Here is a 24,568-nt window from a genome sequence, read left to right on the forward strand (position 1 = left end):
ACGAACCCCGGATAATTCCGGGGTTTGTCGTTTCTGTCAGCCCCGCTATCATTCGCCCCATCTTTCGGGGGATTCAACTGATGCTAAATGGCCTGTGGCTTGGCTTCTTTGTCGTGGCAATGGTGTCAGCACTGGCGCAATGGCTGGTGGGCGGTAACGCCGGGATTTTTGCGGCGATGGTCGAAAGCATTTTCGCCATGGCCAAATTGTCGGTGGAAGTCATGGTGCTGCTGTTCGGCACCCTGACCTTGTGGCTGGGCTTTTTGCGCATCGCTGAAAAAGCCGGGATCGTCGATTGGCTGGCCAAGGCGCTCGGCCCGTTGTTTCGAAGGCTGATGCCGGAAGTGCCTGCCGGTCACCCTGCCATCGGCCTGATCACCCTCAACTTCGCCGCCAACGGTTTGGGCCTGGACAACGCCGCCACGCCCATCGGCCTGAAAGCCATGAAGGCCTTGCAGGAACTCAACCCCATCCCCAACACGGCGAGCAACGCGCAGATCCTGTTCCTGGTGCTCAATGCGTCCTCGCTGACCCTGTTGCCGGTGACCATCTTCATGTACCGCGCCCAGCAAGGCGCCGCCGATCCGACGCTGGTGTTCCTGCCGATCCTGCTGGCCACCAGCGCATCGACCCTGGTGGGCCTGCTGTCGGTGGCGGTGATGCAACGCCTGCGGTTGTGGGACCCGGTGGTGCTGGCTTATCTGATTCCTGGCGCGTTGGTGCTGGGCGGCTTCATGGCGCTGCTGGCGACACTCTCGGCAACGGCGCTGGCCGGTTTATCCTCGATCCTGGGCAACCTCACGTTGTTTGGCCTGATCATGCTGTTTCTGGTGATCGGCGCGTTGCGCAAGGTCAAGGTGTACGAGGCCTTCGTCGAAGGGGCCAAGGAAGGCTTCGACGTGGCCAAGAACCTGTTGCCTTACCTGGTGGCGATGCTGTGTGCGGTGGGCGTGTTGCGGGCCTCGGGCGCGTTGGACTTCGGCCTGGAAGGGATTCGCCATGTGGTGGCCTGGACGGGCATGGATACACGGTTTGTCGATGCGCTACCGACTGCGATGGTCAAGCCTTTCTCCGGCAGTGCGGCACGGGCGATGCTGATCGAGACCATGCAGACCCAGGGTGTGGACAGCTTCCCGGCCTTGGTGGCGGCGACAATACAGGGCAGTACTGAGACCACCTTCTATGTGTTGGCGGTGTACTTTGGTTCGGTGGGCATCCAGCGCGCGCGACATGCCGTCGGTTGTGCGTTGCTGGCGGAGTTTGCCGGTGTCGTGGCGGCTATTGCGGTGTGCTACTGGTTCTTCGGTTAAGCCTTAGATTGCTATCGGCGGCAAGCCCCCTCCCACATTTTGAATGCATTCGCAGATCAAGTGTGGGAGGGGGCTTGCCCCCGATGAGGCTGTCAGCGTTTAGAGGAAGCCTTGCCTTGCTGCACTACCCAATCCACCACCTGCTTGTTCAACTGATCCCCCGCCTTTCCAAAGGCTGCCACCACCGCCGGCACCTTGGTATCACCCACCGGCTGCCTTACCTCAAACCGCCGGCTGGCGATAATCCGCTGATCGCTGCCGCGCACCAAACGCGCATCCAGGCGAATCACCACCTCCACCGCGTCACCCCGGTATTCACTTTGAAACGCTTGCAACTGCCCGCCCAACTCATAGTCGGCTTGCAGGTTGGTCTCGTCGGTACTCAGCAGCGTTACCCGTCCATCGCGTTGGAAGCCGTCCAGCAGGCGGTTGCGTAAGAGTACCGGTGCCGGGTCGCTCCAGCGTGAGTTCGCATAGCTGCTGATCAGGTTGCCGTCAGGCACTACGGCAATGCGTGGACTGTCGAGAAACTCGCTGGTCTGGGGTTTGGCTACGCGCAGCGACCAACTCACCGGCGTGCCTTGGGTGGTTGGTTGGGTGGACACCAGGCGGTACACGTCTGACGGGTCAGGCTTGGGCAGAATCGAGCAGGCGCTGAGCAGTGCCAGGGCCACAGGGGCGATCATCAGGTAAGCACGCTTCATGGCGTGAACTCCTTGTTCTTGTCACTGCCCAGCAGGTAACCGCTGGGGTTGGCTTCCAGGCGACGGGAGATGGCGCGCAGCGAACCGAGGGTTTCACGCAGCTCACGCACCGCTGGCGCCAGTTCGTTGAGGCCCTGCATACCGCTGTTCACCGAGTCCTGGTTGTTGGTCAGCAAGCTGTTGATGGTGGCGGTGCTTTGCTCCAGGGATTTCATCGCCTGCTCGGCGCTGCCGAAGGCTTGCTTGCCTTGCTCGTTGAGCAGGCCATTGGCGCTGCGCATCAACACGGTGGTTTGTTCCAGCGCGGCACCCGCCTGTTTGCTCACCTGCATCAATTGCTGCATTACCACCTTGATGTCGCCGCGTTGCTCGGCGATGGCACCGGTGGTTTGTTGCAGGTTATCCAGGGTGTTGCTCAAGCGTTCGACGTTTTCCCGGGAGAACATGTGGTTGGCGTTGTGCAGCAGCAGGTTGACGCTGGTCATCAGGTCGTTGCTGTTATTGAGCAGGCGCGCGATGGGCGATGGCGAGGCGATGATTTCCGGCAGGTTGCCGCTCTTGCCCTTGAGTTCCGGGCTCTGCGGGGTGCCGCCGCTGAGCTGGATGATCGAGGTGCCGGTGATGCCGGTCAGCGCCAGCTTGGCCTGGGTGTCTTCCTTGATCGGCGTCTGCCCGGCCAGGCGGATGCGGGCGAGGACGCGGCGCGGGTCTTTGGGGTCCAGGCGCAGGCTGGTGACGTCGCCTACCTTGATCCCGCTGTACTGCACCGCACTGCCCTGGGACAGGCCGCTGACCGCCTCGTTGAAGATCACTTCGTAATCCTGGAAGGCGCTGTCGACGCTGGATTTGGCCAGCCACAGGCCGAAGAGCATAGCGCCGACCACCACAATTACGCTGAACAGTCCGATCATCACATGATGGGCTCGGGTTTCCATGTCATACCTCGTTGAGCGATTGAGCGGCATCCAATGCCGCGCGGCCCCGGGGGCCGTGGAAATATTCGTGAATCCAGGCGTCGTCCGTTTCCGAGACGACATCGATGGCGTCGGCCACCAGCACTTTCTTCTGCGCCAGCACCGCCACGCGGTCGGTGATGGTGTACAGCGTGTCGAGGTCGTGGGTGACCAGGAACACGCTCAAGCCCAACGCATCGCGCAGGGTCAGGATCAGTTGGTCGAACTGCGCTGCGCCAATCGGATCGAGGCCAGCGGTGGGTTCATCGAGAAACAGGATGTCCGGGTCCAGTGCCAGCGCACGGGCCAGGGCCGCGCGCTTGATCATGCCGCCGGACAACGAAGCCGGGTATTTGTCGGCGGCCGACAGGGGTAGCCCGGCCAGGGCCAGCTTGACTGCCGCCAAGTGCTCGGCGTCGGCGCGGCTGAGGCCGGCATGTTCGATCAATGGCAGGGCAACGTTCTCGGTAACGGTCAGCGAGGAAAACAGCGCGCCCTTCTGGAACAGCACGCCAAAGCGCCGCTCCACCAGCGAGCGTTCGTGCTCAGGCAGGCTGGGCAGATTCTTGCCGAACACCCGCACCTCACCTTCGCTGGGCCGACGCAGGCCGACGATGCTGCGCAGCAGCACCGACTTGCCGCTGCCGGAGCCGCCGACCACTGCCAGAATCTCGCCTTTGTATAAATCCAGGTCGAGGTTTTCATGCACGCTCTGGCTACCAAAGCGGTTGCACAAGCCGCGCACTTCAATCACCGCCTCAGTGGGCGCACGGTGTAGACGACTCACCAGCCCATCTCCATGAAGAACATCGCGGCGACCGCATCCAGCACGATCACCACAAAAATCGATTGCACCACGCTGGAGGTGGTGTGCGCGCCGACTGATTCGGCGCTGCCGCTGACCTTGAAGCCTTCCAGGCAACCAATGGCCGCGATCAGGAAAGCGAAGATCGGCGCCTTCACCATGCCCACCAAAAAGTGCTGCACGCCAATGTCCGATTGCAACAGCGAGAGGAACATCGCCGGTGAAATATCCAGGGCCACCGCACACACCACGCCACCGCCGACAATCCCCGAGAGCATCGCCAGGAAAGTCAGCATCGGCAACGCCACCAGCAGCGCCAGAACCCGCGGCAATACCAGCAGCTCCATCGGGTCCAGGCCCAGGGTGCGGATGGCGTCGATTTCTTCGTTGGCCTTCATTGAGCCGATTTGCGCGGTGAACGCACTGGCGGTACGGCCGGCGATCAGGATCGCGGTGAGCAGCACGCCGAATTCGCGCAGGAAAGAGAACGCCACCAGGTCCACGGTAAAAATCGTTGCGCCAAAACTCTTGAGCACGGTGGCGCCAAGAAACGCCACCACCGCGCCCACCAGAAAGGTCAGGAGGGCCACGATGGGTGCGGCATCGAGACCGGTCTGTTCGATATGGGCGACCATCGGCGTAAGGCGCCAGCGCTTGGGTCGAAACATCCCGCGGACGAAGGTCTCAAGGATCAGGCCAATAAAACCCAGGAGTTTCTTGGCGTCTTGCCAGACGGTGTCCACCGCGCAGCCGATACGGGCCAGCACCTGGATGCCGGCGCTTTCTTCCGGCTCTTTGAGCGGGACGCAAAAATCATTGAGGGAGCGGTAGACCGTCTTGAGCAGCGCCCGGTCGGCGGCCGACAGGCTGCAATCGGTCTGCTCGGCGCAGTGCTGGATGCGGTCGGGGCCCAGCAGCTCGACCAGCAGTGACGCGCCGGCGGTATCCAGCGCACCGAGGCCGTTAAGGTCGATTCGGGCGCCGGCGTCGTATTGGCCGTCGAGTGTGTCCGACAGCTTTTTCAGGTTGGCGTAGTGGGCAAGCGTCCAGTCGCCGGTAATCCGCAGCGAAGGCGGGGTGCTGGACGTATCAAGATGGGCTGCGCCGGCGGTCGTGCGAGTGGTCATAAGCTCCGAGCTTGTTTGGCTATCCACAATGGCTACGTAATAGCACGATCTGACCTACTTTGGGTTGTCCGCTTGTGCTGTGTCGATCACCTTGAAGCGCAAGACGCCGATCACTTGGCCGTCCTCGGTGAGGACCTGCACTTGCCAGCGCCCCGCTGCGTCGCCCGGGAAATTCTGCTTGTGCGTCCAGGCGCGATAGCCCTCCTTGCGCCCACCATGGATATCCAGGGCAATGCGGTCGACTTCCTTGCCGTTGAATTTCCACACATGGTAGATCCGCTCATCCAGCCCGCGTGGGGCATTGATTGCGGTGTAGGCGTAGAGGCCACCGCTGCGCAACTGGTCGGCGGTGACCTCCTTGAGGTCATCGCCCGGGGTGCGATCCTGCAGTTGGGTGCTGATGGCGACTTCGGTCATCCACAGGGTGGCCGGCGGCACCCAACTGCGCAGGAACCAGCCGGCGCATCCGATCGCCGCCGTGACCCCCAGCAGCATCGCCCAGCCTTTGAGGCTGCGCAGCGGCAGGCTGACCGCCAGGCTCGGGATCGACAGCGCCATGGCCACGCCCAGCGCCAGCTTGTAACTCTGGGCAGTGGTCAGGTGCATGATAATCGGCAGCGCGGTGAGCAATGCGGCAAACAAGGTCAGGGTGTGCAGGGCCAGGAACAGCGAGCGCTTGGGCGCCAGCCACTTGTAGTACAGCGGGTCGATGATCGACACCAGTGCCGCCGCGCCGAGCAGGCCGGTGAACAGCGATTGGCCGCTGTTCCAGGCGGTGGTGACGAAAAAGAACGGCAGCACAAAGAACAGGCTTTCCTGGTGGATCATCTGCGTGGCATAGCGCAGCAGCGGTTCCGGGATCTCGCGCTTGAAGAGCTTGGCAAACAGTTGGGTGAAGCTGTTTTCCAGCATCAGCCACAACCAACTGACCAGCATGATGACGGCGATCCAGCTGGCCATGCCTTGCTGGCGGTCCACCAGGATGAAGCTGCCCACACCCGAGATAAAACCGCCGAGTGCAATTACCCCTGGGTAGCGCTTGATCAGTTCGAGGATGCGCTGGATTAGATGGGTCAGGTTTGGCATTCGGCGGTTCGCAGTCTTTGTAGGAAAAAATCCCAGACAGAATAACGTCTTAGCGCTGGGCTCGGTGCTTCATTCCATGATCCGTTGGCGATAACGCCGAACGCCAATCAACACTATGGCGATGAGCCCAAGAACGCCCGCACCTATCCAGGTCAGGGCGTCATAGCTCAACAACGGCTTTTCGATGCGCCAGTAGCCCGGTTGCTTGAAGACCTCGCGCATCGCCTGGTTGGTTTGCGAAAGGCTCACTGCCTTGATGCGCTTGACCGGGTCGCTGAAGCGGCCGTCAGCGTAGTCGCCGGCGGCACTCCAGTAATAATCGGCCAACGCACTGTTGCCCTGTACCGCCCAGGCTTGGCGGGCAATGGCAGCCTGCTGCAGGCGAGTGAACACCTTCGGGTCGAGGCCGTCCTTGAGCAGTTGTGCCTTGAGGTCTTGCAAGACTTGCTCGGCTTCAGGGAGATTTTCCCGTTCGAGGTCGGCGTTCAGGCTCAGGAAGCCTACGCCGCCGAGCACTTCGCGTTCGCTCCACGGACCGTAGGACAAACCATGCTTCAGACGCAGCTGTCGATACAGCGCCCAATCGAGATAATCCTTGAGCAGGTCGTAGGTTTCGTCATGCTGGTCGTCCAGCACCGGCTCGGGGAACAGCCAGTGCAGTTTGGCGCCATCGCCGACCCAGCCATGCACCAGGTCGCGCTGGCGGGCGGCGGTGTGCTGGATCTGCGGCAGCGGGCGATGCTCGCTCGGGTCTACCGGGTCGAGCTGGCCGTAGGTGCGTTCCAGGTAGGCTGGCAGCAGCTTGTCCAGATCGCCGACGACGATCAGGGTCATGTTGTTGGGCGCGTACCAGGCTTTGCGCAGTTTCTCCAACTGATCGCGGGTCAGGTGGCCGACCTGCGCGCGTTCGGCGCATTTGAGCCCCAACTCGACGGCTAATTGGTTGCTGGCGCTGTGGCCCAGGTCCTGGCGATCCAGCAAACGTTGCAGGTGCGAATAATGGCCGCCGTCTTCGCGCTCGACCACCTGCTTGGCGGCGTTGATATTGGCATCGGTCAACTGCGTGCGGGTCAGGATTGCCAGCAGCAGGTCCAGCACCTTGCGTTGGTTGTGCGCGGGGGCCTCGATGACGAATGTGGTGTCGGCGTTGCTGGTGTAGGCGTTCCATTCGCCGCCCAACGCTTGCATGCGGTCTTCGAGGTCGCCTTCGCCACCGCCGTCGATGCCGCTGAACAGCAGGTGTTCGAACAGGTGGGGAAGCTCTTTGTCTTCGCAACCGAAATCATCCAGGCCCACGCCGACCACCAGGCGGATGGCCACGTGCCCGCGTTCGGTGCCCGGTTTGAGCAGCAGCTGCAGGCCGTTGGGCAAGGTGTAGCCCTCGACTTGCTGACGGTCGAAGGCAAAGGTGTGTGCCGATCCTAGAAGCAGGCAGGCGAGTAACAGGCGACGCATAACAAGCTTCCTGGCGAGTGAGGTCCATTGTTAACTGACTTCACTGGCCGTCGTACGTTCAGGGCGAATGGGTGATGTCGGCAATATCTTCGGTGGAGAGTGCGCCAGTGTCGGACGTTTCCAAGACTACATAAGCGCTGCTGCAAAACAACGAGTTCAAGCGTTTCATGTCGGCGATCAGCTCCAGGTGCAGGGAGCTGGTTTCCAGGCTCTGTACGATTTTGCGCTGCAGGCGGCTGACATGGGCGTGAGCCAGGCGACGTTCCTGGGCGCGGAAGCGGCGCTTTTCACGCAGCAATTGGCGAGCGCTCTCCGGGTCGCCGCTGAGGAACACCGACAGACCCAGGCGCAGGTTGGCGATCAACTGGCTGTGCAGACCGCTGAGTTCTTCCAGGCCCACTTCGGAAAATTGCCGCCGCTGCGAGGTTTTCTGCTGCTGGACCTTGCGCAACATGCGTTCGATCAAGTCACCTGCCAATTTCAAGTTGATCGACAACTCGATGATCTCCGCCCAGCGGCGGTTGTCTTGTTCGCTCAGGTCTTCACGGGGCATTTGCGCCAGATAGAGTTTGATCGCGCTGTAGAGCGCCTCGACATCATCGCTGAGGCTGCGCATTTGCTGGGTGATTGCGGTTTGATTACCGCGCAGCACCTCCTGCATGGAGGTGAGCATATTGTCGATCAGGTCACCCAGGCGCAGGGTTTCGCGGGCGGCGTTGGCTAAGGCCAGGCTCGGCGTGGTGAGCGCGGCCAGGTCGAGGTGGCGTGGTTTGGCCTTGCCATTGGTTTCTTCGCGCTCGGGCAACAGCCAGGCGCACAGCCGCGCCATAGGGCCAATGGTGGGCAGCAGAATCAAGCAGCGCGTGACGTTATAGAGCAGGTGAAAGGTGATGACCATGCCTTGTGCGCTGTAGTCCAGACCGTCCATCCAGCCCACGAGCGGGTCAAGCACAGGAATGATCAGCAACAGGCCGATCAGTTTGTACAACAGGCTGCCCAGGGCCACTTGGCGGCCGGCGGTGTTTTGCATGCTGGTGCTTAGAAATGCCAGCACACCGCTGCCGATATTGGCGCCGATCACCAGGCCGATGGCCACGTGCAAACCGATCACGCCGGCGCCGGCCAGGGTGGCCGTAAGCAGCACGGCGGCGAGGCTGGAGTAGGAAATCATTGCGAACAGCGCGCCGACCAGGGCGTCGAGCAAGATATCGCCGGTCAGCGAGGCGAAGATCACCTTGACGCCCTGGGCATGGGTGATGGGCCCGGCGGCCTCGACGATCAATTGCAGCGCGAGGATGATCAGCCCAAGGCCGATCCCCACCCGGCCCAACTGCCCTGCCCGCGTCTGTTTGCGCGACAGGAAGAAAATCACCCCAAGGAAGATCAGCAGCGGCGACAGCCAGGACAAGTCGAAGGTCAGCACCCGCGCCATCAGCGCGGTACCGACGTCGGCGCCAAGCATGGTGGCCAAGGCCGGTGTAAGGCTCATCAAACCCTGGCCGACAAAGGAAGTGACCAGCATCGCCGTGGCGTTGCTGCTTTGCACCATGGCGGTCACCAGGATCCCGGCGATAAAGGCCAGCCAGCGCTTGGACATGTTCTGCCCGATGACTTGGCGCAAGTTGGAGCCGTAGACCCGCAGGATGCCGGTACGGACGATGTGCGTGCCCCAGATAAGCAGGGTCACGGCGGAAAGCAGATTGAGCAGGGTCAGCATGCTCGGCCCCCCGTGTGGGTGCGCTCCAGGAGGAGCGAAGGAAAGTTACCGCGTGCCGTTCTACGTCTTGTACTTAAGCTGTAGTTGGCGAATGGGCTCTGCGCCAGCATCGCATAGCTAAAGTGGGGATTGAAACAAAACTGTCATGAAATCAGCTTTTTGGCAGACGAAAAAATGGGGCGCAAGCGCCCCATTTCAGCAGCGGGTCAGGTTTATTGACCCGGAATGTCTTTACGCAGTTTCACTGGATCCTGCTGCTTCTTCTTTTTGGCGATGGCGGTACGCATCTTGATGTTCACCGCTTCCACTGCCAGCGAGAACGCCATGGCGAAGTAGACATACCCTTTTGGCACATGCACGTCGAAGGATTCGGCGATCAGCACGGTACCCACCACCAGCAGGAACGACAGCGCCAGCATTTTCAGCGACGGGTGCTTGTCGATGAACTCGCTGATGGTGCCGGCAGCCAGCATCATCACCAGTACGGCCACGACGATTGCAGCTACCATCACCGGCACATGGGAAACCATGCCGACGGCGGTGATCACCGAGTCCAGGGAGAACACGATGTCGATGATGGCGATCTGGATGATGGTGTAGATGAACTTGCCACCGGCGCCTTTGGGCTCGTCGTTGGTTTCGTCTTCCCCTTCCAGGGCGTGGTACATCTCCTGGGAGCTTTTCCACAGCAGGAACAGGCCACCGAAGAACAGGATCAGGTCACGGCCGGAAATGCCCTGGCCAAACACCACGAACAGGTCGGCGGTCAGTTGCATGACCCAGGTGATCGACAGCAGCAACAGGATGCGCGTGACCATGGCCAGTGCCAGGCCGAAGATCCGGGTGCGCGCCTGCATATGCTTGGGCATGCGGCTGACCAGGATCGAAATCATGATGATGTTATCGATGCCCAGGACGATCTCGAGAGCCGTCAGGGTGAAGAAGGCAATCCAGATTTCCGGATTGGTCAGCCATTCCATGTGTATTCCTTTGAGCAAGTGTTAAACCGCGCAAGCTGTAGCGCCGCGCGGTGAGTCAGTACGATTATAGAGTGCTGAACAGCGGAAAAATCCCCATCAGCAATGCGGCGAACATTATGCACAGGCATACCAGCACTGCCCACTTCAAGGTGAAGCGTTGGTGGTCGCCGAACTCAATACCCGCCAGCGCCACCAGCAAGTAAGTCGAAGGTACCAGCGGGCTGAGCAGGTGCACGGGTTGCCCGACGATCGACGCACGGGCCATTTCTACCGCGGTGATGCCGTAGTGACTGGCCGCTTCGGCCAATACTGGCAGTACGCCGTAATAGAACGCATCGTTGGACATGAAGAAGGTGAACGGCATGCTCACCAGCGCAGTGATCACTGCCAGGTACGGGCCCATGGCTTCCGGGATGACCGCCAGCAGGCTTTTTGACATGGCGTCGACCATGCCGGTGCCCGACAGGATGCCTGTGAAGATCCCGGCGGCGAAGATCAATCCGACGACCGCCAAGACGCTGCCGGCGTGGGCCGCGACGCGGTCTTTCTGCTGTTGCAGGCACGGGTAGTTGACGATCATCGCGATACTGAACGCCACCATAAACAGCACCGGCAGCGGCAACAGGCCGGCAATCAGGGTGCACATCAGGGCCAGGGTGAGGGCGCCGTTGAACCAGATCAGTTTCGGGCGGCGGGCGTCGGGGAATTGCGACACGCTGATTTCGCTGTGGTCGATCTCGTCGCCCTGCAGGTGCAGTTCACCCAGGCGTGCGCGCTCACGCTTGCCGTACATGTAGGCAATTACCAGGATCGCCACGACGCCAGCGGCCATGGCCGGAATCATCGGTACGAAGATGTCGGACGGATCAACATGCAACGCACTGGCCGCACGAGCCGTCGGGCCACCCCAGGGTGTCATGTTCATTACACCGCCGGCGAGAATGATCAGACCGGCCATGATCCGCGGGCTCATGCCTATGCGCTGGTACAGCGGCAGCATGGCGGCGACGCAGATCATGTAGGTGGTGGCGCCATCACCGTCCAGGGATACCACCAAAGCCAGCACGGCAGTGCCGACCGAGACTTTCAGCGGGTCGCCCTTGACCATCTTGAGGATCTTGCGCACGGCCGGGTCGAACAGGCCGGAGTCGATCATCAAGGCAAAGTAGAGGATGGCGAACATCAGCATCACGCCAGTTGGCGCGAGCTTGGTGATGCCTTCGAGCATCATTGGGCCGATCTTCGGCGCGAAACCGCCGAACAGTGCAAACAGGATGGGCACGATGATCAAGGCGATCAGCGCAGACAGGCGCTTGGTCATGATCAGGAACATGAACGTGATGACCATGGCAAAGCCAAGGAAAGTCAGCATAGGAATACTCCAGGCGTAGCGCGGCTAGGGAATGGCGAACCGGGTGAGGGTCAGCGCAGAACGAAAGGCACGAGGCGTACGGGTGGAGTGGGTGCGAACAGGCGGGTACGAGCGGACATCGGGAATCACCATTGTTGTTGTTTACAGCCGGTCTGTTGCCGGCAGTTGGGGCGATCCTAGACGGGTAAGCTTTCAGCCAGCTTTCGCTGGAGAAACTGGTGACACACGGTTTTAAGGCTCATGCAGATAAAAATGTGGGAGGGGGCTTGCTCCCGATAGCTGGAGTTCAGTCAATATTTCCAGTGACTGATACACCGCTATCGGGAGCAAGCCCCCTCCCACAATTTGATTGTGTACCGCTATGTTTTTAGGGCAGTTCGAGGCCGCCGGCCGCTTTATGCAGCGCACGCAGATGCTCACCCAACTGCTTGAGGTTGGCCTCACAGGCCGCAATCTCGGCAGCGCGGGCCGGATCGAGCAGCGCCCTCACCTCTTTATCCAGCTCGCCGGTCAATGATTGCAACTGCTTCTGACGTTCGGCGCTCTCCGACTCCAGGCGCTTGGCTTCCGAAGGTTGCGGTAGGCCATAGCCGCCACTGTCGAGCAACTCGGCCGGGCGACTGAGAAAGCCACTGTTGGCGAGGATCTGTTGCAGCGTGTTGTTGGCTTTCTCCATGCCGCCATTTTTCAGCTCGCGGGCATTGAGATAGCGCTGTTTGACTTCGTCCTGAGCGAGCATCAGTTGCTTGCGATAGCTGGCTTGTTCAAGCAACAACAATGCAGCGCTGGTACGCAGGTCGGCCTGGCTGAACCACTGGCGGCGCGCTTGCGCATCCAGGGCCAGCCAGTCTTCGACCTGGGTCTGCTTGATCGGCAGGCGCTTGCGCAGTACATCGAACATCGCCTGGTAGCGTTCGCGGAATGAGTCGAAGTGGTACCCCAGGCGCAACGCCTCACGCTTGTCATTCAATACGCTGGTATCGGCCAGGCCACGTGCGCTGAGCACTTGCAGCAAACCGTTGGGGGTGATGTTGTCCAGGCCGGTCAGTTGCGGGTTGGCACTGCCACTGCGTAACAGTTTCAGGCTTTCAACCGCACAGTTGTTGGAGATAAAGAAATAGTTGCCGTCATAGCTCCAGTGCATTTCAGCCGCATGCTCGACGGTGTCGTTGATTTCCTGGCGGTTGAGCTTCAGCGGTACCGACGCCAGGCCTCGTAATTCGGTCTTGGTGTATTCATCGATGACCTGGGCCAGCGGCAATACGAACAATCGCGACGGGTACTTGCCCACCAGGCCATCCCAGCTCGACAGCTGTACGTCACCGACGAAGGCGCGGTAGGACAGCACCAGGTGGCGGTCCAGATCCAGCCGACAGTCAGGGCCACGCGGGCGACCTGGCGCGCAGATCACCAGCCGCAGCATGCTATGGCCCCAGCGGCTCACCAGATTCTGGTTGGCTTCGGCGAGCAGGTAGTCGATTTCATACACCCGCTCCGGGTCTATTTGCCCCAGTGGCGTCTTGGCGAAGTCATTGCCGGCGTTCAGGAACGGGTATGTCTTGGCACAGGGTTGCTGTTCGGGCGGCGCCCAGCCGAAATGTTCCTTGTAATAGCGGAACAGCGCGGGGCGTCGGCAGGCGTAGCTGGGGTCGAGGAGGAAGTACTCCATGTTGACCGCCACGAACTCCAACGGGCTGGTGGTTTCGTAGATGTCCGGGCTGCGCACCACCTGATTGTTATGCTGTTCACGCTCGCCGCGGCGGCCGACATATTGTGGCCAGCCGGCGAGGTCCAGCAGGCGGGGATCATCACTGAGAGTGAAGCGCCGGTCGTTCTGGCCACGGCATTGATCGGGCAGGCCGATCAAGCCGGTAATGTTGTTCTGGCGACTGCAACGCTGGATCAGTGCGCGCTCGTCTTTGGGCCACAGGCGTGCGCGGTCATAGATGTGGGTCAGTTCATGCAGCACCGTGGCGAGCAATTCCTGGCGCACGGTGCCGTGGGGGCGATTGGTTTTGAGGGTGGCGGCGCTGCCGTCGGTCAGGCTGGCGAGCAGGTTTTGATTAAGGTCCAGCTCGGACACCAGGGACGCCTGGCCATAGGCATTTTCAGGCATCTTGTCGGTCCAGCCGACATCAATCCGCCGATCCAATTGCTCGACAAAACGTGGCGGCAAGGCGCGCAGCGCTTCATCGAGCAATGCCTGGCTGGCCTGCTGTTCGGCCGGGCTCAAACCATCGGTTTTGAGCCGCAGTTGCAGGCTGGCCTGGGCTGTACTTGCACACAACAGCACAACCCCGGCCAGGAGCCAGGTTTTGATGCGCCTCACAGAGCGAGGATAGCTTCGGCGAGGGTCTGGTCGCTGGCATCACGGGCTTCTGGCACGCGGGTGCGAAGGGTATCGAACGCAGCTTCAAGCTGGGCACCACGGATCTCTCCATTCGTGGCTACGAAGCTGGCGGCGTCGTCGTGGGCTTCGCGCACGATTTTGGAGTCGCGGATGGACGTGGTGGTGTCTGAGGTGAAATCAATGGTGCGCGCCGACGCACGCACGATGATGTTGCTGGTGGCCTTCAAGGTTTGCGCCTGGGCGACATCGACCAAAAACAGCAGGCCGAGGGCGGCGACGATCAACGGGCTACGCATCGAGTGACTCCGAAATACAAAGATAACTATTGGACGAGAATTGCTTGCGCCAGTTCAAGGTCGCTCGCATGAAGTTTTGGCCGACTGTGGCGCAGATAATCCAGCGCGGACTCCAGGCGTGCGCCCCGCCATTGGCCGTCAGTGGCAATGAAAGCGGCAGCATCATCCTGAGCGGCCATCACCAACTTGTTGTCGAACGGCGCAGAGGTCACCTTGCCGGTGGCATACACGCTGACAACGGTGCTCTGGGTGGACACATCCATGGCCAAAGCCAAGGGTGACCAGCAGGCGCAAAACAGTACGGGAACAATCAACAGGCGGTATGAAAAAGCCATGGGACTCGACAACTGAAAACGAGCGCCAAGGCTAGCGCAATGACCAGGCGAGGGCCAGCGCCGAGGCATTCGGGAGCGGCAGGCGCTCCCGTCTGTTGCCGCAGATCAGATCGCCAGGATTGCCTGTGCCAGCTGTGCATCGGTAGCGATGGCCAGTTGCGGCGCTTGCTGGCGGATGTGGGCCAGGGCGCTTTCCAGTTTCACGCCACGGATAGCGCCTTCGCTGGCGACGAAGCTGGCTGCGTCATCACGGGCGGCCTGTACGACCTTATTGTCGCGCAGGGAGGAGGTCGCATCGGAGGTGGCGTCGGAAGTGGCTTTCAGGGCGCCAACGATCGAGTCGGTGGTCATGATGAAGCTGCTCGCGTTAGCGTTGGCGGCCAGGGTCAGCACAGCGGCGGTGCACAGCAGGCGAAGGCGGGACATGGGGTAACTCCTGTAGACGAAATAAGGTGGCGCGACGCGGCCACAGTGAGACGGACTGGGACTGTTGAGCATCAGACGCTCGCTCTACAGGGTTCGCCACGTGGTGAGTGGATATTAGGCTTGGACCGGTGCAACAGGAAGCCTGTAATTTAACTGTACTGGTTAATAATGATTTTATTAGAACTGTACCTGTAGATAGAAATCCTACCGATTCAATGCCCTTTCGCAGAAACAACAAAGCCCGCCTCCGGTTACCCGGGGCGGGCTTTGCTTTAACAAATCAGAGTGCTGGCGGTGGACCCGGTGGGTCAGGGCCAGCGGGCGCTGCTTAGCGCCAGAACGGCTTGCTCAGCTCTTCGTAGCGTTGAGCTTCGCTGATACCGGCGTCAGCCAGCAGACGCGAATCCAGGCGAGCCAATTGGTGGCGGCTGGAGATGCGGCGCTGCCACAACATCAGGTTGGCGAGAACGCGCAAAGGCAGGGAAGCGTTGGTGTTTACAGCTTTCTCTTCGAAGAACAGTTCGGAACTGAGTGTACGTTCCATGATGACATCCTTCCGCTTGTGGCGGGATTAGGTAGTGGTTTAACTGATGCCAATGATCCTCCTCCGGCGCAAGACTCTCTAGATACAGTTCACCTGTATTGTGAGGGGCCAGTTAACTGTTTAATACGGCTGTACGGTACGGAAATGGGGCAACTGTACCTGTGCGCACCCAAAAGGTGCGAAATGGGTGTTTTCAAGATGAGTTGTGGGATATTTAAGTAGGAAATGAGCGGTACAGTAGTACAGTTTTTTGCATAGACACTGGCTAGGCTGCCGAGCTGATGAAACTGTAGTTGCATCAGCTCGGATCTGTATTCATCAAGCCTTGAGCATATGCCCGGTTTCTTCCAGGTTGATGTGCCAACTCAGTGCCTGGCGCAGGATATGCGGCGTGTGCCCACCGATGGCGCAGGCGGCTTCGAAGTAAGTATTGAGCGCGTCGCGGTAGGCCGGATGCACACAGTTGTCGATGATCACCCGCGCACGCTCCCGCGGTGCCAGGCCGCGCAGATCGGCCAAGCCCACTTCGGTGACGAGGATGTCCACGTCATGTTCGGTGTGGTCCACATGGCTGACCATCGGCACCACGCTGGAAATCGCGCCCCCCTTGGCAATCGATTTGGTGACAAAGATTGCCAGGTGCGCGTTGCGCGCGAAGTCCCCGGAGCCGCCAATGCCATTCATCATCCGCGTGCCGCAGACGTGGGTGGAGTTGACGTTGCCGTAGATATCGAACTCCAGCGCGGTGTTGATACCGATGATGCCCAGGCGGCGCACCACTTCAGGATGGTTGGAGATTTCCTGTGGGCGCAGTACCAGCTTGTCTTTGTAGTGCTCCAGGTTGCCGAAAACGTCGGCATTGCGGCGCTCCGACAAGGTAATCGAGCTGCCGGATGCGAAGCTCAGCTTACCGGCGTCGATCAGGTCGAAGGTCGAATCCTGCAGCACTTCCGAGTACATCGTCAGATCTTCGAAGGGCGAATCGATCAAGCCACACATCACCGCGTTGGCAATGTTGCCGATCCCGGCTTGCAGCGGGCCGAGTTTGTTGGTCATGCGTCCGGCATCAACTTCCTGCTTGAGGAAGTTGATCAGGTGGTTGGCGATGCCTTGAGTGTCACCGTCAGGCGGCGTCACGGTTGAGGCAGAGTCGGCCTGGTTAGTGACCACGATAGCGACGATTTTCTCTGGCGGGATCGGAATCGCAGTGCTGCCAATGCGGTCGTCGACCTTCACCAACGGGATAGGCGTGCGCGTCGGCCGGTAGGTCGGGATATAGATGTCATGCAGCCCTTCCAGGTTCGGATTGTGCGCGAGGTTGATCTCGACGATCACGTGCTTGGCAAAAATTGCGAAGCTGGCTGAGTTGCCTACGGACGTGGTGGGCACGATGTGCCCTTGTTCAGTGATGGCGACCGCTTCGATTACCGCAATGTCCGGCAACTTGAGCTGGTTGTTGCGCAGTTGCTCGACGGTTTCCGATAAGTGCTGGTCAATAAACATCACCTCGCCAGCATTGATCGCTTTGCGTAGCGTGCTGTCGACTTGAAACGGCATGCGTCGCGACAGTACGCCAGCTTCAGTCAGTTGCTTGTCCAGGTCGTTGCCCAGGCTGGCGCCGGTCATCAGGGTGATTTTGAGGGGCGAAGTCTTGGCGCGTTCGGCCAGGGCGTGGGGGACGGCCTTGGCTTCACCGGCGCGGGTGAAGCCGCTCATGCCGACGGTCATGCCGTCCTCGATCAGTGCAGCGGCGTCTGCCGCGCTCATGACCTTGTTCAACAACGAAGGCAAGCGGATACGATCACGGTACATGAATTGTTATCTCAGGCTACGGAAGCAAGGTGGGCAGTGTAGTGATTTCAAAAAGTTTCGGCCCGCTACCATGGTCGAATGCCAGGTGGCGATTTAGAGCCTTTGGTCGGGTTTCATCCGCTAATAAAAAACCCCAGCCTACGTGAGGCCAGGGTTTCGGGTATTGCGCTGGCGCAGTGTTATTCGACGGCTTTGACCATATCTTCGATGACCTTCTTGGCATCACCGAAGACCATCATGGTCTTGTCCAGGTAGAACAACTCGTTATCCAGGCCTGCATAGCCGCTGGCCATCGAGCGCTTGTTGACGATGATGGTCTTGGCCTTGAACGCCTCGAGGATCGGCATACCGGCAATCGGTGAGTTCGGATCGTTCTTGGCCGCCGGGTTGACCACATCGTTGGCGCCCAACACCAGCACCACGTCAGCCTGGCCGAACTCAGAGTTGATGTCTTCCATCTCGAACACCTGGTCGTAAGGCACTTCGGCCTCGGCCAGCAGCACGTTCATATGCCCAGGCATACGGCCCGCCACCGGGTGGATCGCGTACTTCACGGTGACGCCGCGATGGGTGAGCTTCTCGGTCAGCTCTTTAAGCGCGTGTTGTGCCCGTGCGACAGCCAAGCCATAGCCCGGCACGATGATGACCGTGTCGGCGTTGGTCAGCAGGAAGGTAGCGTCGTCGGCCGAGCCGGACTTCACCGGCCGAGCTTCTTTCGAGCCAGCTGCTGCACCGGCGTCTGGCGTATTGCCGAAACCGCCCAGCAGTACATTAAAGAAGGAGCGGTTCATCGCCTTGCACATGATGTAAGACAGGATCGCGCCGCTGGAGCCGACCAGGGAGCCGGCGATGATCAGCATCGAGTTGTTCAGCGAGAAACCAATGCCCGCCGCTGCCCAGCCGGAATAACTGTTGAGCATCGATACCACTACCGGCATGTCGGCGCCGCCGATCGGGATGATGATCAGCACGCCCAGCACGAAGGCCAGGGCCAGCATCAGCGCGAACGCAGTGAGGTTGCCGGTGAACATGAACGCCAGGCCCAGGCCCAGGGTTGCCAAGCCGAGCACAAGGTTCAGCCTGTGTTGCCCACCAAACTGTACCGGTGCGCCTTGGAACAGGCGGAACTTGTACTTACCCGACAGCTTGCCGAATGCGATCACCGAGCCGGAGAAGGTGATAGCACCGATGGCGGCACCGAGGAACAGCTCCAGGCGGTTACCGGCCGGGATCGAATCGCCCAAGTGTTTGACGATACCCAAGGATTGCGGCTCGACGACCGCTGCAATCGCGATAAACACCGCTGCCAGGCCGATCATGCTATGCATGAACGCCACCAGCTCCGGCATCTTGGTCATCTCTACGCGTTTGGCCATGATCGAGCCGGCCGTGCCGCCGACCAGCAGGCCGACGATGACGTAGCCGATACCGGCGGTGGCCAGCTCCGCGCCGAGCTTATAGATCAGGCCTACGGTGGTCAGCACCGCCAGTGCCATGCCGAGCATGCCGAACAGGTTGCCGCGTCGGGAGGTGGTGGGGTGCGACAGGCCTTTGAGGGCCTGGATGAAGCAGATCGACGCGATCAGGTAGAGCGTCGTCACCAGATTCATGCTCATTACTTCTGCACCTCTTCTTTCACAGCTTTGGGCGCTTTCTTCTTGAACATCTCAAGCATCCTACGCGTAACCAGGAAACCGCCGAACACGTTAACCGCAGCCAAAGCTACCGCCAGGGTGCCCATCGTCTTGCCCAACGGCGTCACGGTGAGGGCGGCGGCCAGCATGGCGCCCACAATCACGATCGCGGAAATCGCGTTTGTCACTGCCATTAATGGCGTATGCAGCGCGGGGGTAACGTTCCAGACCACGTGGTAACCGACATAAATCGCCAGCACAAAGATGATCAGGTTGTAGATACCGGGGGAGATAAGCTCTTCCATCGTCTGAATCCCTGCTTAGGCGTTTTTGCGGATGACTTGGCCGTCGCGGCACATCAGGCACGCGGCGACGATGTCGTCTTCGAGGTTGATTTCAAACTGCCCTTCCTTGGTGAAGACCAGCTTCAGGAAGTCCAGCAGGTTGCGCGCGTACAAGGCCGAGGCATCTGCGGCGACAGCGCCTGCCAGGTTGGTCGGGCCGCAGATGATCACACCGTTTTCCACCACGACTTGGTCAGCGACGGTCAACGGGCAGTTGCCGCCCTGAGCTGCGGCGAGGTCGATGACCACCGAGCCGGGTTTCATCTGCGCGACGGTATCGGCGCTAAGCAGGGTAGGTGCCTTGCGGCCTGGAATCAGTGCGGTGGTGATGACGATGTCGGCCTGCTTCGCGCGTTCGTGCACGGCCAGGGCCTGGCGCTGCATCCAGCTGGTGGGCATCGGGCGCGCGTAGCCGCCGACACCGACGGCGCATTCACGCTCTTCATCGGTTTCGTAGGGCACGTCGACGAACTTGGCGCCCAGGGATTCGATTTGCTCTTTTACCGCCGGACGGACGTCGGACGCTTCGATGACCGCGCCCAGGCGTTTTGCCGTGGCGATAGCTTGCAGGCCCGCGACACCGGCGCCGAGGATCAACACGCGCGCAGCTTTCACAGTGCCGGCGGCGGTCATCAGCATCGGCATGAAGCGCGGGTAGTGATGAGCGGCCAGCAACACAGCCTTGTAACCGGCGATATTGGCTTGCGAAGACAGCACGTCGAGGCTTTGGGCCCGTGAAGTGCGTGGCGCGGCTTCGAGGGCGAAGGCGGTGATGCCGCATTCGGCAAGCTTGGCGATGGTTTCGTTGCTGAACGGATTGAGCATGCCCACCAATACGGTGCCGCTTTTGATCAGCGCCAGTTCGCTGTCGCTGGGGGCAACCACCTTGAGGATCAGCTCGGCGCCGAACGCATCGCTGGCACTGCCAATGGTTGCGCCTGCCGTTTCATAAGCACTGTCGACGATGCTGGCGTTGATGCCTGCACCGCTTTGTACAGTGACCTTATGGCCCTGGCCGATCAGCTTCTTGATGGTTTCCGGGGTGGCAGCCACCCGCGTTTCACCGGTCTGGGTTTCGAGAGGAACACCAATGTGCACGTCAAATCTCCTGCATGATCTTTTTGCTTTTGATCTTTTTGTAAAAAGGCCAGTGCACCGCGAGTGGCGCAACTGGGGCGACCGATCAGCACGATCCCGCTGAAATGACAGCGGGGCGCGGCATTTTGCAGGCGAACTTTACGGCCTTCAAGAGATTATGACGGGTGACGAAAAATTAACTACAAGTCACCCTGTGACTGATTGTCGCAACCGCCTTGAATAACCTCTTTAAATACAAGTCTTTAAAGGCTCAAGGGCATTTACTCGATGTTTTCCAATCGCCGATGTGAATGGTCGCTTATAGGCTGGTATTAGTCGCTACAAGCCCTGTAGATCATGGCTTTGAGCCTTGTTTTTGCTCAACCGGTACAGACTGTCTAAATGCGACATATACGTATATCTGTAGGATTCAAAGTAACCTGACTACAGGGTCAACAAGGCAGCTTTATCCTTTAAATGCCGGGGTTGTAGCGCTTTGATTGTTCAATCAGCCAGTCCTTGAATGCGTGTAGGGAGGCCGATTCGACTTTTTTATCGGGAATCATGAGGTAGTACGCCTTTTCGCTGCTTAGCGTTTCGGTGCTCGCAATCACCAGTCGCTGCTCCTTCAGCTCGCGCTGGATGAGGAAGGGTGGTATCAGTGCGATGCCCATGTCATGCATAGCCGCTTGGGACAACATCGAGAATAGCTCGTATCGAGGGCCTGTCATGTCGCGAGGCAGACTCAGCTGTTGCGCGTTGAACCACTGACGCCAGGCATAAGGGCGTGTTGTCTGCTGTAGCAGCGGTAATTCGGCGATCTCTTGAGGAGTTAAGTGCGCGCGGCCTCCAAGTAAGTGTGGACTGCACACCGGGACAGGGTTTTCTCCCATCAGCCGGTGTGACTCTGTGCCGGACCAATCGGCATCGCCGAAGTAGATCGCGGCGTCGAACGCGGTGTCGGCGAACAGGAACGGGCGTGTCCGATTGGTCAGATTCACGGTCACCTCCGGGTGCCGGTCCTGAAAGTCCTTGAGGCGTGGAATCAGCCATTGCGTGCCGAAGGTCGGTACCACCGCCAACTCGATGGCGTTGGTGCCCTGCTGACCCATGACCGAGAGGGTGTCGCGCTCTACGGCGTCCAGCTGTGTAGCAACTCTGCGGCTGTAAGAGAGCCCTGCCTCTGTCAGCTTCACCCCGCGACGCGAGCGGCGAAACAGTTCGACACTTAAAAACTCCTCAAGGCTGGCGATCTGTCGACAGATGGCGCCTTGGGTGATGGAAAGCTCCTGTGCCGCCTTGGTGAAGCTTTCGTGACGGGCTGCCGCTTCGAAGCTGATAAGCGCGGTGGTGCTAGGTATTTTTCTGCGCATGTACGTTGCCCTCACAGATAAGGCGCATTTATGGGCTTTTCGAGTATTACGGAGTGAGAAATTAGCACAACCCTATGCAGAAACCTCGTTTGCCCTCTGCGCGTGGCCGGCCTAGTCTGAATCACGACTTCAGTTTTTATCCGCGAGGACTTATTCATGGCTGGCAAGGCAAGCTTCAACTGGATCGATCCACTGCTGCTGGATCAACAGCTCACCGAAGAGGAGCGCATGGTGCGTGACAGTGCCGAGCAGTTTGCTCAGGACAAGCTGGCCCCTCGCGTGCTCGAAGCCTTCCGTCATGAAAAGACTGATCCCGCTATTTTCCGTGAGATGGGAGAAACCGGTTTGCTGGGGGCGATGATTCCCGAGCAGTACGGTGGCAGCGGCTTGAACTACGTCAGCTACGGGCTGATTGCGCGTGAGGTGGAGCGTGTCGACTCCGGCTATCGTTCGATGATGAGTGTTCAGTCGTCACTGGTCATGGTGCCGATCAATGAGTTCGGCACCGAGGCGCAAAAACAAAAATACCTGCCGAAATTGGCGTCCGGCGAATGGATTGGCTGTTTCGGGCTCACCGAACCCAACCATGGTTCTGATCCGGGCGCGATGATTACCCGTGCGCGAAAGGTAGATGGCGGCTACAGCCTGACCGGCGCGAAGATGTGGATCACCAACAGCCCGATAGCCGACGTGTTTGTGGTGTGGGGCAAAGATGATGCAGGCGATATCCGTGGTTTCGTCCTGGAAAAAGGTTGGAAGGGCCTTAGCGCCCCGGCGATTCACGGCAAGGTCGGCTTGCGAGCGTCCATTACCGGCGAAATTGTCATGGATAACGTGTTTGTGCCGGACGAGAACATTTTTCCGGATGTGCGTGGCTTGAAGGGGCCTTTTACTTGCCTGAATTCGGCGCGCTACGGTATCTCCTGGGGGGCGTTGGGGGCTGCTGAGTTCTGCTGGCATACCGCGCGCCAGTACACCCTGGATCGTCAGCAGTTTGGTCGGCCATTGGCTGCAACGCAGTTGATCCAGAAGAAGCTGGCCGATATGCAGACCGAGATCACCTTGGCTCTGCAAGGTTGCCTGCGTCTGGGGCGGATGAAAGACGAGGGGACCGCAGCGGTCGAGATTACATCGATCATGAAGCGTAACTCGTGTGGCAAGTCCCTGGACATCGCCCGCATGGCCCGCGATATGTTGGGCGGCAACGGCATCTCCGACGAATTCGGGGTGGCGCGCCACCTGGTCAACCTCGAAGTGGTCAATACCTATGAGGGAACCCACGACGTGCATGCCTTGATTCTTGGGCGCGCACAGACCGGTCTTCAGGCGTTCTATTAATAGGAGCACGGACATGGGCGCGCTTTCCCACCTGCGGGTACTGGATTTATCGCGTGTACTGGCGGGCCCTTGGTCCGGGCAGATTCTTGCGGACCTTGGGGCCGAGGTGATCAAGGTCGAAAGGCCAGGCAGCGGTGATGACACGCGCGCCTGGGGGCCGCCCTTCCTCAAGGACGCATACGGCGAAAATACCAGTGAGGCGGCGTACTATCTGTCCGCCAACCGAAATAAAGAATCGGTGACCATCGACTTCACTAAGCCTGAAGGGCAGAAACTGGTGCGTGATCTGGCGGCCAAGTCAGACATCCTGATCGAGAACTTCAAAGTGGGTGGTCTGGCGGCTTATGGGCTGGATTACGAGTCGCTCAAGGAGATAAATCCTGAGTTGATCTACTGCTCGATCACGGGCTTTGGGCAGACGGGGCCTTATGCCGCGCGTGCCGGCTACGACTTCATGATTCAAGGGCTGGGTGGGTTGATGAGCCTGACCGGCCGGCCTGAAGGTGATGAGGGCGCAGGGCCGGTGAAAGTCGGTGTGGCATTGACCGATATTCTCACGGGACTCTATTCGACCGTCGCGATCCTGGCAGCGTTGGCTCACCGCGATCATGATGGCGGTGGGCAACATATCGATATGGCGCTGCTGGATGTGCAGGTGGCTTGCCTGGCTAATCAGGCGATGAATTACCTGACCACCGGAGTCTCGCCAAAACGCCTGGGCAATGCGCATCCGAACATCGTGCCGTATCAGGACTTTCCTACGGCTGATGGTGATTTCATCCTGACGGTGGGTAATGACGGCCAGTTCCGCAAGTTCGCTGAAGTTGCTGGGCAGCCGCAATGGGGGGATGACCCGCGTTTCGCCACTAACCAGGCGCGAGTGGCCAACCGTGCTGCGCTGATTCCGTTGATCCGCCAGGCGACTGTCTTCAAGACAACGGCTGAGTGGGTGTCGCAATTGGAGCGAGTGGGCGTGCCGTGTGGACCGATCAATGATCTGGCGCAAGTTTTCTCCGATCCTCAGGTCCAGGCGCGCGGCCTGGCGATGGAGCTTCCCCATGCGCTGGCGGGGATAGTGCCTCAGGTTGCCAGCCCGATACGCTTGTCCAAGACGCCAGTGGAATATCGAAATGCACCACCTCTCCTGGGGGAGCACACGCTTCAGGTGCTGCAGGGGATTTTGGGGTTAGGGGCAGCTAATGTGGCTGCGTTGAAGGAGGCGGGCATCGTCTGAATGATTCCTTCTATATAGAGGGTACTCATGGCGTTCCTATAAGTGGTGGTGGTTTTTTAATCAATTCTAACTAATTGATAGAAAAGCAGAATTAAGAGTTGACGGCAGATTCTGGAAGCCTATAATTCGCCCCACTTCCGGCGCAGTCGAAACGGAAAACTCCTTGGTAAACAATGAGTTACGTAGTTTTCGGCAGCAGGTTGCTTCAGTTCATCGAAGCCAAAAGGAAGTTGAAAAAGAGGTGTTGACAGCAGCGTGTAACGCTGTAGAATTCGCCTCCCGCTTCGGAGAGATCT

At 59.7% G+C, this 24,568-nt stretch carries 22 protein-coding genes; 3 read left to right on the plus strand and 19 right to left on the minus strand.

The window, feature by feature from the left end:
* The first annotated feature begins 80 nt into the window (after positions 1-80).
* The gene (locus J1G33_RS06305) at positions 81-1,310 is read left to right on the plus strand and encodes a spore maturation protein (protein ID WP_005783476.1); all 1,230 of its coding nucleotides are present in this window, start codon (positions 81-83) and stop codon (positions 1,308-1,310) included.
* A gap of 92 nt (positions 1,311-1,402) precedes the next feature.
* Here the strand turns inward: J1G33_RS06305 and J1G33_RS06310 are convergent, their stop codons facing one another.
* The 19 genes from J1G33_RS06310 to J1G33_RS06400 form a co-directional block, all read right to left on the minus strand.
* Positions 1,403-2,014: an ABC-type transport auxiliary lipoprotein family protein gene (locus tag J1G33_RS06310; protein ID WP_148854267.1), complete on the minus strand. Its 612-nt coding sequence runs from the start codon at positions 2,012-2,014 to the stop codon at positions 1,403-1,405.
* Complete coding sequence (locus tag J1G33_RS06315) at positions 2,011-2,949, minus strand: MlaD family protein (RefSeq protein WP_223017816.1); 939 nt, start codon at positions 2,947-2,949, stop codon at positions 2,011-2,013. The genes J1G33_RS06310 and J1G33_RS06315 overlap by 4 nt, the downstream gene beginning before the upstream one ends.
* 1 nt (position 2,950) lies before the next feature.
* A complete protein-coding gene (locus J1G33_RS06320) occupies positions 2,951-3,754 on the minus strand; it encodes an ATP-binding cassette domain-containing protein (RefSeq protein WP_014716351.1) in 804 nt (267 codons plus the stop codon).
* On the minus strand, positions 3,751-4,899 hold the full coding sequence (locus tag J1G33_RS06325) for an ABC transporter permease (RefSeq protein WP_223017817.1): 1,149 nt from the start codon (positions 4,897-4,899) through the stop codon (positions 3,751-3,753). Before J1G33_RS06325 ends, J1G33_RS06320 begins: the two co-directional genes overlap by 4 nt.
* A 54-nt stretch (positions 4,900-4,953) precedes the next feature.
* Entirely contained in the window at positions 4,954-5,985 is a 1,032-nt protein-coding gene (locus tag J1G33_RS06330; protein ID WP_005783485.1) for a DUF5924 family protein, read from the minus strand.
* Positions 5,986-6,054: 69 nt separating this feature from the next.
* Positions 6,055-7,440 carry a pitrilysin family protein gene (locus tag J1G33_RS06335; protein ID WP_078822730.1) on the minus strand — a complete coding sequence of 462 codons (1,386 nt, stop codon included), beginning with the start codon at positions 7,438-7,440 and terminating at the stop codon, positions 6,055-6,057.
* Between the two features lie 58 nt (positions 7,441-7,498).
* Complete coding sequence (locus J1G33_RS06340; protein ID WP_005783487.1) at positions 7,499-9,157, minus strand: Na/Pi cotransporter family protein; 1,659 nt, start codon at positions 9,155-9,157, stop codon at positions 7,499-7,501.
* Between the two features lie 212 nt (positions 9,158-9,369).
* A complete protein-coding gene (locus tag J1G33_RS06345; RefSeq protein ID WP_005783489.1) occupies positions 9,370-10,137 on the minus strand; it encodes a TerC family protein in 768 nt (255 codons plus the stop codon).
* A 64-nt stretch (positions 10,138-10,201) separates the two neighbouring features.
* Positions 10,202-11,509 (minus strand): CitMHS family transporter, encoded by a 1,308-nt coding sequence (locus J1G33_RS06350; protein ID WP_003187405.1) that lies wholly within the window; start codon positions 11,507-11,509, stop codon positions 10,202-10,204.
* A gap of 367 nt (positions 11,510-11,876) precedes the next feature.
* Positions 11,877-13,838, minus strand: a complete 1,962-nt coding sequence (locus J1G33_RS06355; RefSeq protein WP_032878535.1) for a DUF4105 domain-containing protein — start codon at positions 13,836-13,838, stop codon at positions 11,877-11,879.
* Positions 13,835-14,155, minus strand: coding sequence for a DUF2388 domain-containing protein (locus J1G33_RS06360; protein ID WP_005783494.1), 321 nt, complete (start codon positions 14,153-14,155; stop codon positions 13,835-13,837). Before J1G33_RS06360 ends, J1G33_RS06355 begins: the two co-directional genes overlap by 4 nt.
* Positions 14,156-14,181: 26 nt before the next feature.
* Positions 14,182-14,490 carry a DUF2388 domain-containing protein gene (locus tag J1G33_RS06365; protein WP_032878533.1) on the minus strand — a complete coding sequence of 103 codons (309 nt, stop codon included), beginning with the start codon at positions 14,488-14,490 and terminating at the stop codon, positions 14,182-14,184.
* Between the two features lie 105 nt (positions 14,491-14,595).
* Complete coding sequence (locus J1G33_RS06370) at positions 14,596-14,916, minus strand: DUF2388 domain-containing protein (RefSeq protein WP_032878532.1); 321 nt, start codon at positions 14,914-14,916, stop codon at positions 14,596-14,598.
* 328 nt (positions 14,917-15,244) lie between these two features.
* Positions 15,245-15,460, minus strand: a complete 216-nt coding sequence (locus J1G33_RS06375) for a DUF1127 domain-containing protein (RefSeq protein WP_005783500.1) — start codon at positions 15,458-15,460, stop codon at positions 15,245-15,247.
* Between the two features lie 318 nt (positions 15,461-15,778).
* A complete protein-coding gene (locus tag J1G33_RS06380) occupies positions 15,779-17,272 on the minus strand; it encodes an acetyl-CoA hydrolase/transferase family protein (protein WP_032878531.1) in 1,494 nt (497 codons plus the stop codon).
* A gap of 179 nt (positions 17,273-17,451) precedes the next feature.
* Positions 17,452-18,888: an NAD(P)(+) transhydrogenase (Re/Si-specific) subunit beta gene (locus tag J1G33_RS06385; protein WP_223017818.1), complete on the minus strand. Its 1,437-nt coding sequence runs from the start codon at positions 18,886-18,888 to the stop codon at positions 17,452-17,454.
* Positions 18,888-19,211: an NAD(P) transhydrogenase subunit alpha gene (locus J1G33_RS06390; RefSeq protein ID WP_005783507.1), complete on the minus strand. Its 324-nt coding sequence runs from the start codon at positions 19,209-19,211 to the stop codon at positions 18,888-18,890. The genes J1G33_RS06385 and J1G33_RS06390 overlap by 1 nt, the downstream gene beginning before the upstream one ends.
* Positions 19,212-19,226: 15 nt before the next feature.
* Positions 19,227-20,348, minus strand: coding sequence for a Re/Si-specific NAD(P)(+) transhydrogenase subunit alpha (locus tag J1G33_RS06395; protein ID WP_005783509.1), 1,122 nt, complete (start codon positions 20,346-20,348; stop codon positions 19,227-19,229).
* Positions 20,349-20,800: 452 nt separating this feature from the next.
* Positions 20,801-21,700: a LysR family transcriptional regulator gene (locus tag J1G33_RS06400; RefSeq protein ID WP_005783510.1), complete on the minus strand. Its 900-nt coding sequence runs from the start codon at positions 21,698-21,700 to the stop codon at positions 20,801-20,803.
* A gap of 156 nt (positions 21,701-21,856) precedes the next feature.
* Here J1G33_RS06400 and J1G33_RS06405 point away from each other — a divergent pair, with 156 nt between their 5' ends.
* Both J1G33_RS06405 and J1G33_RS06410 read left to right on the plus strand, forming a co-directional pair.
* Positions 21,857-23,038, plus strand: coding sequence for an acyl-CoA dehydrogenase (locus J1G33_RS06405; protein ID WP_005783512.1), 1,182 nt, complete (start codon positions 21,857-21,859; stop codon positions 23,036-23,038).
* 13 nt (positions 23,039-23,051) lie between these two features.
* The gene (locus tag J1G33_RS06410) at positions 23,052-24,272 is read left to right on the plus strand and encodes a CaiB/BaiF CoA-transferase family protein (protein ID WP_223017819.1); all 1,221 of its coding nucleotides are present in this window, start codon (positions 23,052-23,054) and stop codon (positions 24,270-24,272) included.
* Positions 24,273-24,568: the final 296 nt, after the last annotated feature.

It is taken from the genome of Pseudomonas sp. P867, from assembly GCF_019891455.1.
GTDB lineage: Bacteria > Pseudomonadota > Gammaproteobacteria > Pseudomonadales > Pseudomonadaceae > Aquipseudomonas > Aquipseudomonas synxantha_A.

Excerpts from the sequence above, each read along its gene's own strand:
- J1G33_RS06305 (WP_005783476.1), top strand. The coding sequence starts at position 81 with ATGCTAAATGGCCTGTGGCTTGGCTTCTTTGTCGTGGCAATGGTGTCA.
- J1G33_RS06310 (WP_148854267.1), bottom strand. The coding sequence starts at position 2,014 with ATGAAGCGTGCTTACCTGATGATCGCCCCTGTGGCCCTGGCACTGCTC.
- J1G33_RS06315 (WP_223017816.1), bottom strand. The coding sequence starts at position 2,949 with ATGGAAACCCGAGCCCATCATGTGATGATCGGACTGTTCAGCGTAATT.
- J1G33_RS06325 (WP_223017817.1), bottom strand. The coding sequence starts at position 4,899 with ATGACCACTCGCACGACCGCCGGCGCAGCCCATCTTGATACGTCCAGC.
- J1G33_RS06330 (WP_005783485.1), bottom strand. The coding sequence starts at position 5,985 with ATGCCAAACCTGACCCATCTAATCCAGCGCATCCTCGAACTGATCAAG.
- J1G33_RS06335 (WP_078822730.1), bottom strand. The coding sequence starts at position 7,440 with ATGCGTCGCCTGTTACTCGCCTGCCTGCTTCTAGGATCGGCACACACC.
- J1G33_RS06340 (WP_005783487.1), bottom strand. The coding sequence starts at position 9,157 with ATGCTGACCCTGCTCAATCTGCTTTCCGCCGTGACCCTGCTTATCTGG.
- J1G33_RS06345 (WP_005783489.1), bottom strand. The coding sequence starts at position 10,137 with ATGGAATGGCTGACCAATCCGGAAATCTGGATTGCCTTCTTCACCCTG.
- J1G33_RS06350 (WP_003187405.1), bottom strand. The coding sequence starts at position 11,509 with ATGCTGACTTTCCTTGGCTTTGCCATGGTCATCACGTTCATGTTCCTG.
- J1G33_RS06360 (WP_005783494.1), bottom strand. The coding sequence starts at position 14,155 with ATGCGTAGCCCGTTGATCGTCGCCGCCCTCGGCCTGCTGTTTTTGGTC.
- J1G33_RS06365 (WP_032878533.1), bottom strand. The coding sequence starts at position 14,490 with ATGGCTTTTTCATACCGCCTGTTGATTGTTCCCGTACTGTTTTGCGCC.
- J1G33_RS06370 (WP_032878532.1), bottom strand. The coding sequence starts at position 14,916 with ATGTCCCGCCTTCGCCTGCTGTGCACCGCCGCTGTGCTGACCCTGGCC.
- J1G33_RS06375 (WP_005783500.1), bottom strand. The coding sequence starts at position 15,460 with ATGGAACGTACACTCAGTTCCGAACTGTTCTTCGAAGAGAAAGCTGTA.
- J1G33_RS06380 (WP_032878531.1), bottom strand. The coding sequence starts at position 17,272 with ATGTACCGTGATCGTATCCGCTTGCCTTCGTTGTTGAACAAGGTCATG.
- J1G33_RS06385 (WP_223017818.1), bottom strand. The coding sequence starts at position 18,888 with ATGAGCATGAATCTGGTGACGACGCTCTACCTGATCGCGTCGATCTGC.
- J1G33_RS06390 (WP_005783507.1), bottom strand. The coding sequence starts at position 19,211 with ATGGAAGAGCTTATCTCCCCCGGTATCTACAACCTGATCATCTTTGTG.
- J1G33_RS06400 (WP_005783510.1), bottom strand. The coding sequence starts at position 21,700 with ATGCGCAGAAAAATACCTAGCACCACCGCGCTTATCAGCTTCGAAGCG.
- J1G33_RS06405 (WP_005783512.1), top strand. The coding sequence starts at position 21,857 with ATGGCTGGCAAGGCAAGCTTCAACTGGATCGATCCACTGCTGCTGGAT.
- J1G33_RS06410 (WP_223017819.1), top strand. The coding sequence starts at position 23,052 with ATGGGCGCGCTTTCCCACCTGCGGGTACTGGATTTATCGCGTGTACTG.